The organism is Microcystis aeruginosa LEGE 91341, assembly GCF_015206885.1.
Lineage (GTDB): Bacteria > Cyanobacteriota > Cyanobacteriia > Cyanobacteriales > Microcystaceae > Microcystis > Microcystis aeruginosa_H.
Map to the genome: position 1 here is coordinate 99,126 of NZ_JADEXY010000001.1, position 11,862 is coordinate 110,987.

The 11,862-nt window shown below is 43.5% G+C and carries 9 protein-coding genes; 6 read left to right on the forward strand and 3 right to left on the reverse strand.

The window, feature by feature from the left end; genetic code table 11:
* The first annotated feature begins 10 nt into the window (after positions 1-10).
* Complete coding sequence (locus IQ234_RS00435) at positions 11-1,054, forward strand: AI-2E family transporter (protein WP_193955606.1); 1,044 nt, start codon at positions 11-13, stop codon at positions 1,052-1,054.
* A gap of 67 nt (positions 1,055-1,121) precedes the next feature.
* On the forward strand, positions 1,122-2,108 hold the full coding sequence (locus tag IQ234_RS00440) for a DMT family transporter (RefSeq protein ID WP_193955607.1): 987 nt from the start codon (positions 1,122-1,124) through the stop codon (positions 2,106-2,108).
* Here the strand turns inward: IQ234_RS00440 and IQ234_RS00445 are convergent.
* Complete coding sequence (locus IQ234_RS00445; protein WP_193955608.1) at positions 2,085-3,314, reverse strand: class I SAM-dependent methyltransferase; 1,230 nt, start codon at positions 3,312-3,314, stop codon at positions 2,085-2,087. The two genes, IQ234_RS00440 and IQ234_RS00445, sit on opposite strands and share 24 nt — an antisense overlap.
* A 230-nt stretch (positions 3,315-3,544) precedes the next feature.
* On the opposite strand from IQ234_RS00445, the gene IQ234_RS00450 reads away from it, so the two are divergent.
* The 3 genes from IQ234_RS00450 to IQ234_RS00460 all read left to right on the forward strand — a co-directional run bounded on the left by IQ234_RS00450 (position 3,545) and on the right by IQ234_RS00460 (position 6,699).
* Positions 3,545-4,414, forward strand: a complete 870-nt coding sequence (locus tag IQ234_RS00450; protein ID WP_193955609.1) for an MBL fold metallo-hydrolase — start codon at positions 3,545-3,547, stop codon at positions 4,412-4,414.
* 312 nt (positions 4,415-4,726) lie between these two features.
* A complete protein-coding gene (gene ubiE, locus IQ234_RS00455; protein ID WP_193955610.1) occupies positions 4,727-5,425 on the forward strand; it encodes a bifunctional demethylmenaquinone methyltransferase/2-methoxy-6-polyprenyl-1,4-benzoquinol methylase UbiE in 699 nt (232 codons plus the stop codon).
* A 35-nt stretch (positions 5,426-5,460) separates the two neighbouring features.
* Complete coding sequence (locus IQ234_RS00460) at positions 5,461-6,699, forward strand: DUF445 domain-containing protein (protein WP_193955611.1); 1,239 nt, start codon at positions 5,461-5,463, stop codon at positions 6,697-6,699.
* A gap of 50 nt (positions 6,700-6,749) precedes the next feature.
* Here IQ234_RS00460 and IQ234_RS00465 read toward each other — a convergent pair whose 3' ends face one another.
* Together IQ234_RS00465 and IQ234_RS00470 are read right to left on the reverse strand one after the other, a co-directional pair.
* Complete coding sequence (locus IQ234_RS00465; RefSeq protein WP_193955612.1) at positions 6,750-7,454, reverse strand: DUF2993 domain-containing protein; 705 nt, start codon at positions 7,452-7,454, stop codon at positions 6,750-6,752.
* 293 nt (positions 7,455-7,747) lie between these two features.
* Entirely contained in the window at positions 7,748-8,554 is an 807-nt protein-coding gene (locus tag IQ234_RS00470) for a TPM domain-containing protein (protein ID WP_193955613.1), read from the reverse strand.
* Between the two features lie 536 nt (positions 8,555-9,090).
* Between IQ234_RS00470 and IQ234_RS00475 the strand changes: the two genes are divergently transcribed.
* Positions 9,091-11,649, forward strand: coding sequence for a leucine-rich repeat protein (locus IQ234_RS00475; RefSeq protein ID WP_193955614.1), 2,559 nt, complete (start codon positions 9,091-9,093; stop codon positions 11,647-11,649).
* The last annotated feature ends 213 nt before the right edge of the window (positions 11,650-11,862 follow it).

Here is an 11,862-nt window from a genome sequence, read left to right on the forward strand (position 1 = left end):
GGCTTGATTTATGACCCCTTCTAGCTCCTTTTGGAAAACTCTGAATAACTCGATTCTAGTGCGCTATCTATTATTATTTGGCTGTGGCTGGAGTCTGATTATCTTAATTAACTATTTCTACGGGACGATCGCTATTTTTACCGGTTCAGCGATCCTGGCTGCTCTATTAAATTATCCCGTGGTTTGGTTATCTCGTTATCTACCGAGAGGACTAGCCATTGCTATTACCACCATAGTAGCTTTTATCCTCCTATTTAGATTAGTCACAGGCATAGGATTAGAAGCAGTTAGTCAGGGGAAAGGACTACTATTCAATCTTACCGATGCCTTGGGTCAACAAGATTTTTTACCCTTTAAAGACTTTCTCGATCGATTAGATTGGAATAAAATGGTGGGAACCCTACAAACTGGTTTAGCCACGGGTTTATCGGTCGTACAGGGAGTTTTTTCCAGTGTCTTTACCGGCGTTTTCGGGGCGGTGATCAGTGTTTATATGCTCATCGATGGTGATAAACTTTGGCGAGGTTTTTTGCAACTTCTCCCCCCAGCATACCGGGAGCGTTTTGCCCAGTCTTTTCGACAAAGTTTCTTGGGATTTATTCGCGGGCAACTGTTGTTAATGCTCTTTTTATCGGTGACGAGTTTCTTAAGTTTTTCCCTATTGGGAATTAAATATGGGCTAGTTTTGGCGGGTGTTCTTGGTGTTATCGATGCTATCCCGGGTATCGGGGCAACCCTGGGCATTTTGTTGGTAACTATCTTGACTTTTACCTCCCAAGGACTAACAATTGCCGTTAAAGCTTTTATTGTCTGTGTTGTCTTGGTACAAATTCAAGATAATATTATTCGCCCTAAAGTTATGGGCAATGCCCTAGAATTAAACCCGGTAATTTTATTTTTATCCCTCTTTATCGGCGAAAGAATTGCGGGATTATTAGGTATTTTTCTCTCCATTCCTATTGCTGGAATGATCGCGATCTGGATCAGTTACGGGGAAGAAAAACCAATAACAGATTTAGAGGAAAATCAGTTAGGAGAAAGTCAGGAGAATTAAGGGCTGATCCCCAGTCTCTACTATACAATTAGGGAAATTTGTTATCTACAAAACTCGATCGCTACCTATGGAAAATTTAGATTTAAAGAAATCCTCGCCCCTCTTACTTATCTCACCGTTTTTTCTCTGGGGAACAGCGATGGTAGCGATGAAGGGTGTTATCCCCCACACCACCCCCCTATTTATGGCGGCAATTCGCCTTGTTCCCGCCGGAATATTAGTTTTAATGGTAGCTTGGTTTTTAGGTCGTCCTCAGCCCAAAACCCTGCAAGCGTGGCTATGGATTGCCCTTTTTGCTCTCATGGATGGCACTCTTTTTCAAGGTTTTCTGGCATTGGGATTAAATCGCACCGGGGCGGGGTTAGGATCGGTAATTATTGACTCGCAACCCCTAGCGGTGGCTTTAATGTCCAGTTGGCTATTTAAAGAAGTTATCGGTGTCTGGGGATGGTTGGGATTGGGTTTAGGGATTGGGGGAATTAGTTTAATTGGCTTGCCCGATCAATGGTTTTATGACTTTTTTGGACAAAAAGCGGTAAATATTGACTTTAGCTGGCAGGAATTACTAAATAGCGGCGAAATGCTCATGCTTTTGGCTTCCCTATCCATGGCGGTGGGAACAGTGTTAATCCGGTTTGTCTGTCGTCATGCGGATCCCGTCAGCGCCACCGGATGGCACATGATTTTAGGAGGATTGCCGCTATTGTTAGCTTCAGGTTTCACCGAATCCCATCAATGGCAAAATATAGATTTAAATGGTTGGTTAGCTTTAAGTTATGCCACGATTTTTGGTAGTGCGATCGCATACGGAATATTCTTTTATTTAGCCGCCAAGGGCAATTTAACCAGTTTAAGTTCTTTAACTTTTTTAACTCCGGTTTTTGCCCTCACTTTCGGGAATTTATTCCTCGGTGAGATGTTAAGTATATTGCAATGGGTGGGGGTATCTTTAACCCTCGTTAGTATTTATTTAATCAATCAAAGGGAAAAAATATCCCCACAAGTGCGGGCAATTTTTGCTAATCTTTCCTCACTTATACCCAAAAGCAACTAATTCAAATTCCGTGCGAATTACCTCGACTCTGGCAAAATTTGCCTCTTGTAATTTTTGGTTGAGATTTTGAGAAGTAAAACCGGTTTTGTGAGCCATATAGGGCATTCCGGGGACTTCTGTTCCCATGCCGTAAAACATCCATAAAGCCCGCACCGGACCACCGGGAGAAATATACAAAGGTTCATTTTCCATATCGCCTCTAGCGACAAATTCGGCGGCGGTTTGCATATCGGGAACTACGATCATCAAAAAGCCTTCGGGTTTAAGAATGCGTTTAAATTCCTCCAGTGCGATGGGAACTTCGTAATGATAAATATGTTCTAGATTATGACTAGAAAAAACCGCATCGACGGAGTTATCGGGAACGGCACTTAAATCGGTAATCGTTCCTAAAATATCGGGGTTAACAGCAGTATTGATATCGAGGCGAATTTCTTGCCAATTACCATCGCGGAATAGTTTGGGTAAAGCTTCGGGATTATAGGGACCACAACCCACATTTAAAACCAGTTTTTTCGGGGATTTTAGCGCTGTTATCCCTGGGGGAGCATTCCAAGCTAATAAACAAATATTTGTCAAACCAAGCAAACCGTGATTAGCGACTTGATCATCTAAAATTATCTGAGCTTGGGGATGGGTTTTAGTAAAATCTTTTATTGCCTGTTGGAGAGCGGGATGATGACATTTATTGATAATAATTAAAGCGGAATCAGACCAGAATTTTTTGGCTAAAAGTAAGGAGATAAAGAGAGAGCGATAGTCTTCGGCGGCATCGTAGTAATAAACTCCCAGCTTTTCTTCACTGTTTAATTCTTCCAGATCATCGAAAAAGTTTTCCGTTTCTTGATCGCTTAAAAATATCTGTTCTGATAGTTGAAAATCCTCCAAATCCTCAGATAATATAGTTAGTTTTTCTCCCGATGGATCGTATTTAAAAAAAGCCTCTACGCCATAACCGCAGCGATCGCTATTATGGCAGAAAGCGGCGACTAAACTACCGCGACGAAAACAACCAATTTGACAGTAAACCTCGTCCGGTTGCAGACAGGCAACGGCTAGATTGAGCAGGGGAAAGAGATTGCGATCGGGATAGGAGGCGGTTTTTTGGCTTAAAATGGTTAATTGCTCGGAAATAGGCGACATTAAAGCCGATCCCCAATCCTGATACTGTTGGGGCAGTTTTTCTAAGAATTTCTGTAAATCCATACCTTGCTTTTCCGAAAACTATAATCCTTTTCCAATATCGTAAATCATCGTGCTTGTCATCAGGTCACAGACTTAATTGTGGAAGAGTGCTAATCTGGTCTATAGCGGTTTTCACAGAAGTGAGTCCCGATTGAAACCCTGAAACGCCTATCTATCAAGGGATTTACCATACCTTACTAGACTGAAAACCGCTATATTATCCCATCAGCACAAGTAGAGGAGTTTCTGGTATGCCCTACAACTGCTTCCAGATCAAATTTTGGGGAGTACGGGGGAGTATTCCCTGTCCAGGTTCGGAAACCGTTCGTTATGGTGGTAATACTTCCTGTGTGGAAATGCAAGTCGGTAGCGAAAGATTAATTTTTGACGGTGGTACAGGGTTACGCATCCTAGGACAGTCTTTGATGGCAGAAAGTCCAGCGAAAGCCCATTTATTTTTCACCCACTCCCATTGGGATCATATTCAAGGTTTTCCTTTTTTTACCCCTGCTTTTATCAGGGGCAATACTTTTAATATCTACGCAGTTCCCTCCCCCAACGGAGCAACCATCAAGCAAACATTACACGATCAGATGTTACATCCTAATTTTCCCGTGCCTTTGCAGATTATGCGGGCCGATTTAGAATTTTATAATCTAGAAATGGGCGAAACCCTCCACTATGGCGATGTCAGCGTCGAAACCCGTCCTTTAAATCATCCAGGGGAAGCGGTGGGTTATCGGGTAAATTGGCGGGGTTTATCGGCAGCTTATATTACCGATACCGAACATTTTCCCGATCGCTTTGATGATAACGTTCTGGCTTTAGCCCGGCAAGCGGATGTGATGATTATTGATGCTACCTACACCGATGAGGAATACAACGATCCTAAGTATTCTAAGGTGGGTTGGGGTCATTCCACTTGGCAGCAGGCAGTCAAAATCGCGCAGGCAGCCCAAGTTAAGCAGTTAGTTCTATTTCATCACGATCCCGCCCATAATGACGATTTTCTCGATCGCATTGGGGAACAGGTAAGAAAGATTTTCCCTAAAACTATTCTCGCCCGGGAAGGCCTCTCGATCGAACTGCGACCGGGAGATGATCAAATAGATGAAGCGTAACCTAAGCTACTGTTCCCACCATGAAGATAACTGCTGTGGATGCTCAAAAGCTTATCCCCCTGGGCGCAGATAGGATAGAATGGTAAGTATCTAAGCACAATTAATTACACATCTAAGCCACTACTCCGTCAGACTTCTGCTGTGAGTAAACAGTGAACTGAAAACTCAAATCCGATCCCTAATAGCTGTATCCCGTCTCCCGTCTCCCGTCTCCTGTCTCCTGTCTCCTGTCTCCTGTCTCGACTAGGAAATTAATTTTGCACGACTACTTATAACTTGATCTGGGATTTTCTCTGGTGCTATATTATAAAAATGTCCAATCAATCCTCACCTAACTCCACAGAAATACAAGCAATTTTTGATCAGATCGCTCCCGAATATGACCGACTTAATCAAGAATTAAGTTTAGGATTACACCGCGTCTGGAAATTAATGACAGTCAAGTGGTGTCAACCCGAAAAAGGCGATTTTGCCCTCGATATCTGTTGTGGTAGCGGCGACCTGACTAACCTATTATCAAAACAAGTGGGTAAAACCGGCCAAGTAATCGGACTAGATTTTTCCCCACAACAATTAAAAATCGCCCGTCAACGTTTTAGCGCCACTAATATTAACTGGATAGAAGGGGATGCCCTCAATTTACCCTTTGCCGATTCTAGCTTTGATTGTGCCACTATTGGCTATGGATTACGCAATGTGGTGGATATTGCCCAATCTTTGGGGGAATTATACCGAGTCCTGAAACCGGGCGCTAAAGCGGCGATTCTGGACTTCCATCAACCCACCCAAACCATCGCCAAATTATTCCAAAACTGGTATCTCGATCAGATCGTCGTTCCGGCTGCCGAGCGCTACGGTTTAACTGACCAGTACGCTTATATTAGTCCCAGTATCGATCGCTTTCCCCAGGGCCGAGAACAGGTAAAATTAGGCTATCAGTCGGGATTTTCCAGCGCTGTTCACTATCCACTCCTAGCAGGACTGATGGGAGTGTTAGTCTTGAAGAAATAACCTACTGACATTTCCGTTTATTTTTTGCTGCTAAATTGAATCTCCCTACTCTTTGGACATGGATCTTACCGCCGATCGCGGGGGCAATTATTGGCTATTTTACGAACGATGTAGCCATAAAAATGCTATTTCGTCCCTACAAGGCGATTTATATTGGTAAGCGTCCTCTTCCCTTTACCCCGGGGTTAATTCCTCGCAATCAAGATCGATTAGCTGTCCGGGTATCGGATACGATCATGGGTTCCCTGTTAACTCCCGAGGAACTACAAAAACTGGCTAAACGACTCCTAGACACCGAAAGGGTACAGGGGGCGATACTCTGGCTGTTACAATTAGCTTTAAAACAAATAAAAGGCGATCGACAAGCAAAAACCGCCGAGATTTTGGCGGCGATTCTTCACGATTTATTCGGGGAATCTTTAGCGAGATTACTAAAAGTTTTAGCCCGACGACAGGACTTTTTAGAAAAACAGATCAATCAAATTTTTGATCGCCTAGTCTTAGAATTTTCTCTCAGTGAACAACAGGCGCGACAATTCTCCGATTGGCTATTAGAAACCGTCTTACCTGCTGATGTTATCCGTCTAGCTTTAATCGATTTTTTAACCGATCGCAATATTCAGGTTATCGATGAAGGATTTCGGGAAAAAACCAGTGGAACCTATTGGGTAGTAGCCAATTTATTCGGTTTACGCAATGCTCTCGCTCGCTTACGCACTTTTTGCCTTGATGAAAAGGATTTAGCTAATACCAGAATCAAAGAATTATTACTATCTTTAGAGATGCGTAATCGTCTGAAAAACTGGTTACAAAGTATCTCTTTACAAAATTTACCTATCTCCACCGTCAGACAATTGCGGAAAACCACCAGAGACACGGTGCGAATTTATATTCAAGAAAGTGGCGAACAATTTCTGCAAGATTTTGGACAAACGATCGACTGGGATCAAATCGCTAATTTAATTATTAATCGTCTGCAATCTTCGGTGTCAATGACTACATCATTAGGGGTAATTAGTCAAGAGTTAGCGTTAATTTTAGAGCGTTATCTAGAGGAAGATTTAGAGAAATTAGTCGCCCAAATTATCCCAATTCTCAACATCGATCAGGTAATCCGCGATCGGGTAAATGCCACTTCCCCGGCGGATCTGGAAAATGCTATTCAAGGCATTGTTAAACAAGAATTACAGGGAATTGTTAATCTTGGTGGTATTCTCGGTCTTCTAGTTGGACTAATACAAACAATTATTTTAATTGCACAAAATCCGGCGTAATAATTGGGGGGTTAAACCAAGTTAATCCCCCGCGATTATCCCGTTTATTGTTAAGGTAAAATCAAAAAACTTCCCTGACAGAAAAGAGTTTGATCGTCAAGAATAAAAGATTTAATCTCCACATCTTTGCCTAAATCGACGGTAAAAGGTTGCAAATCAATAGATAAATCTGGGGCTAAACCTTGCCATTGTCGGGGATTAATCCCTAAAGTGCGGGCATCTTCTAGGGTAATATCAGCGCTAAAAATTACTTCTGCACCTGTTTCTCTGTGGCCCAGAAGAGAGAAATAACCCTGATTTAGAAGAACATTTTTCCAGTTAAAACGCTGTTGTGAGATAATTTCTCTGGCGTTAACAATTCCGTTATTTTCTAGGGAAAAAATTAGTAAATCGGCAAAAGCATTAACTAAAATAGTCGAGGCGATCGAATTATTTAAATCCTGCTCGTTAATTTCCACTTCACCGCTAACCCGAATAGGTTCCAAAATTTTTAGGGGTTTCCCTCGCAAAACCTGCCCGATATTAAGACGAATATTTTCCCCTCTTAATTGCGCTTTACCTAGATGTAAACCCTGATAAATCGCTTTTCCTACGGCTAAAAATACCCCGGGGATATAACCGCGCAAAATTTGCCGATCATGACCTTGCAGCTGCATTTCTAAATCTTCTATCTGTTCTACTTGCGTTCTTAAGAACAGACGTACTGCTGGCGGCAAAACCTTACTAATAATCTCACTTTGAGTATTAACCCACATAAACGTTATCTCACTCACTCCACAATGTTTCTAATTGTAACAGAGCTAGATCGATCGAACCATGAGGGGCTGCCGTCAGCTATCCGTTAGGGACTTGCGCTTTGATAATGTACCTTTTGGGCGAACGCAGTTCGCCCCTACATTGTGGACAAAATCCGTTACTGTAGGGGCGCAATGCTTGCGCCCTCCGATCGATTGGGATATTATTCCCACGCAAGTCCCTTATAGGTAAAAACTTCGCTACTTTCTTTTCACTGATTACTGATCACTGATCACTGAAAAGCCCCTAATTTTTAGGTTTTTGAGGCGTTGAGGGAATTAAAACGAGGGGAAAGATAGGCGACTAAAATTCCCAGGGTAAAACCGATTAAATTGCGGAAAAGGGGCAGTAATTCACTGGTGCGAGTAACCACCGGTCCGATGCCAAAAGCAACAAAGAGGATAAACCAGAGGGGAGAGACAATTAAAACCCATTGCCAAGCGAAAACCTGTCCTTCTTTGCGGGGAATACCGGCAAAACCGAAGACTAAACCGCCGACAATTGAGGTAATTAAAGTTAAAATCCACTGTTCCCTCGGTAAACCGGGGACTACCGCACAACCACCTTTAACTAAACAGCCTTTTACCGTGTCTAAGGATTGTACGATCGCATTATTTTCGCCATTTTCCCGGACAAAATACATATTACCGAAACGGGCCTGTAATTCGATCCAAAAAGTGCGGGGTAAAAATTCATAGACGGCATCACCAATACTAAAAGATAGTAGATTACCGCCGCGACCATCGGCCACTAGGAGAATACTTTTATCATCCAATCCCCAGAAATTAATCACTGCTCGGCCGGGGCTGCGGTCATATTGGGTTAAAACTCGCATTTTCCAGCCGGTTTCCCCTTGAAATGTCTCGATATCTTGGATTAATGCCTCTTCCTGTTTTGCGGGTAGATAATTGGCTAAATCAACGATCGGAGTGGCTTGATTGGGCAGTAATTCGGGATTATTCACCGCTAGAGCTTGATCCGGGCAGATAATCCAACCCAGACAGCTAATGACACCAATTACAAGAGCGATCGAGATTCCTCGGCAAAAACGATTGAGCATAGCACTTCTAGACAATGAGAATTTTTTCAGCAAGGGTGTAGGCTAACTTTCAGTTTCTTTACACTTATTTACTTTATCTTAAGGGAATTCTCAACTTTAGTCACTCAGTTAGGGACTTGCGCTTTGATAATGTACCTTTTGGGCGAACGCAGTTCGCCCCTACATTAATGTACCTTTTGGGCGAACGCAGTTCGCCCCTACATTGTGGACAAAATCCGTTACTGTAGGGGCGCAAGGAACCTGCGCCCTCCGATCGCCCAGGTTTGCTGATCACCCTAAGTAGGGGGAGAGCCTTTGAGAGTCCCCGCAGCTAAGGGACTTGCGCTGTGATAATATGCCATCTGGCTGGTCTGATTCTTCTACAGAGCGATTTTCTGGCTAGGATATTATTCCCACGCAAGTCCCTTATCGGTCATCAGATGCGAGTTTTCAGTTCACTCTCCAGAAACTCAACTCAAGCTGATGAGGTCTCAACCAGTTGCATTAACCCGATCTTTTGCCAAAATGGAGTAAATATAGTAGCGGGGGGATGGTCAATGACAGCACGGGAAGTATTAGAGTTAATTCAACAGGCAAAGGACGAAAGAGCGAAGAAGTTGGATCTGTCTGGCAGAAACTTAACAGAAATTCCCCCCGAAATCCCTCAACTCACCTCCCTGCAGCGCCTCTATCTCAGCTATAACCAAATCAGCGAGATACCAGAAGCACTCGCTCATCTCACCTCCCTGCAAGAACTCAACCTCAACAATAACCAAATCAGGGAGATACCAGAAGCGCTCGCTCAACTCACCTCCCTGCAGCGCCTCATCCTCAGCAATAACCAAATTAGTGAGATTCCAGAAGCGCTCGCTCACCTCACCTCCCTGCAAGTCCTCAACCTCAACAATAACCAAATCAGGGAGATACCAGAAGCGCTCGCTCACCTCACCTCCCTGCAAACCCTCGACCTCAGCCATAACCAAATCAGGGAGATACCAGAAGCGCTCAGTCACCTCACCTCCCTGCAAGACCTCGACCTCAGAAATAACCAAATCAGGGAGATTCCAGAAGCGCTCGCTCAACTCAACTCCCTGCAATACCTCTACCTCAGCAATAACCAAATCAGGGAGATACCAGAAGCGCTCGCTCACCTAGTCAACCTGAAGCGATTAGTCCTCGAAAATAACCCGATTACCAACGTTCCTCCGGAAATTATTCGTCAGGGATGGGGTAAAATAATATCGGATAATGGCAACCCGCAGGCGATTTTTAATCATCTCAAGTATAAAGGGGAAAAACGCCCTCTTAATGAGCTTAAAGTTTTATTGGTGGGGGAGGGGGATGTGGGGAAAACTTCCCTGTTAAAGCGGTTACTGCACAATACCTTTAATTCCGGAGAACCCAAGACCCCCGGCATTAATCTTGAAAAGTGGCAACTGCCCCAAAAACCGGATATTCGCCTCAATATCTGGGATTTTGGCGGTCAGAAAGTGATGCAAACCACCCATCAGTTTTTTCTGACTAAACGCAGTCTTTATCTGCTTGTCCTCGACAACCGCAAAAACGAACAGCAAAACCGTCTGGAATACTGGTTAAAACTCATTGAAACCTACGGAGGCAATTCTCCCGTGATTATCGTGGGTAATTGTGCCGATGAAAATCCCCCCCAAGTTAAGATCCGCACCCTCCGGAAAAAATATCCCCAAATCACCAAGCTAATCGCCACTTCCTGTAAAACCGGTGTGGGAATCGAGCAACTTGTGCAGGAAATCGCCTCTCAAATCGATGCTATTCCCCATATCAAAGATCCATTCCCTAATAGTTGGTTTCAGATCAAAACTCAACTAGAAGCGATGCAAAAGAGTTATGACTTTATTTCCTACGAAAAGTATCAGGAAATGTGTCAGACAGCCGAGATTAAAGAGGCCAGCGATCAAAAAAGTTTAGTGCAGTTTCTCCACGATCTCGGTATTGTCCTCAACTACCAAGATGATCCGCGACTGAATGAAACCAATGTCCTGAACCCGGAATGGGTAACTGACGGTGTTTACGATATTCTCAATAATCACGATTTGATGGTGCAAAAAAAGGGCATTCTTTCACTGCCAGATCTGGCAAATATTCTCAAACAACCCCAACGTTATCCCGAAAATAAACGCCGATTTTTGATGGATTTGATGGGAAAATTTGAACTCTGTTTTCCTCTTGATGGGTACAGTCCCGCTCGCTATCTAATCACCGATCTTCTACCCATCGATGAACCGGATGTGGATATCTACGAAAACGCACCTTTACACTTCCAGTACCGTTATGATATCCTGCCCGGTAGCATTATTTCCCGCTTTATCGTCCGTAATCACCAGATGATCTATAAAACCATGCGTTGGCGTAGTGGTGTGGTTCTGACAATGGATCTTAATAAAGCTTTGGTGCGTGCCGACGAGGAAGATAACTATATCAGCATAAAAGCCCAGGGTTCCCGTGCTAATGCGCTTTTAGCTATTATTAGGGCAGATTTTGATAAAATTCACGATACTATCCCTAATTTAGCCGTACAGGAAAAGTTAGTGATTCGAGAATTGCAAGGGGGACAACCCACCGGAGTAGAAGTTCCCGTCGATTATCTCCATCTGATAGAACTCGATCGCCAAGGTATCGTCGAAGCAACTCTCCCCGGTTTGCGCGGCAAATATAATATCCGCGATATCTTAGAAGGGGTGGAATCTAAGACAGAAAGAGCAAGAGATCTCGATATAAGGGAGGAACGTAGCCGCAAAAGCCGAGAAAATCGCCCTATGACTCCCGAAAAGCCAAAAAATCCCAATCTCCTGAAACCTGGTCTCGCTTTGTTGCTGGTTTTCGCTGTGGTTGCTTGTATAGTTGCGGTGTTTGCCCATTTTGTGCCAGATTCAAAGCATATTACCAGCGTTTTGACAATTATTTTTATCTTTCCTTTTATTGTCTTTGTGTTATTGCTCGTGACGGGTAAAATCAATGAAACGACCTTTAATCAGTTTTTAGAGGGTTTTTGGCGATCTATCACGATTTTTAAAGGACAAGAACCAAAAACCAACAACGATGACACTTCCCAAGAAACCCCCAAGTCGGAGCAGTAAAGATTTGCGTACCACAGAAAAGTAACTTAGGCGAAAAAGTTTACAAATATTTAGGGTTTGCTGAAAAAGTTTGTTGGTGGGGTTAGGATTCAGGATTCAGGAGTTGAGAGTTGGGGTTTTAGGGAGTTGGGGTTTTAGGGTTTTAGGGTTTTGGGGTTTTAGGGTTTTGGGGTTGTAGGGTTTTGGGGTTGTAGGGTTGTAGGGTTTTGGGGT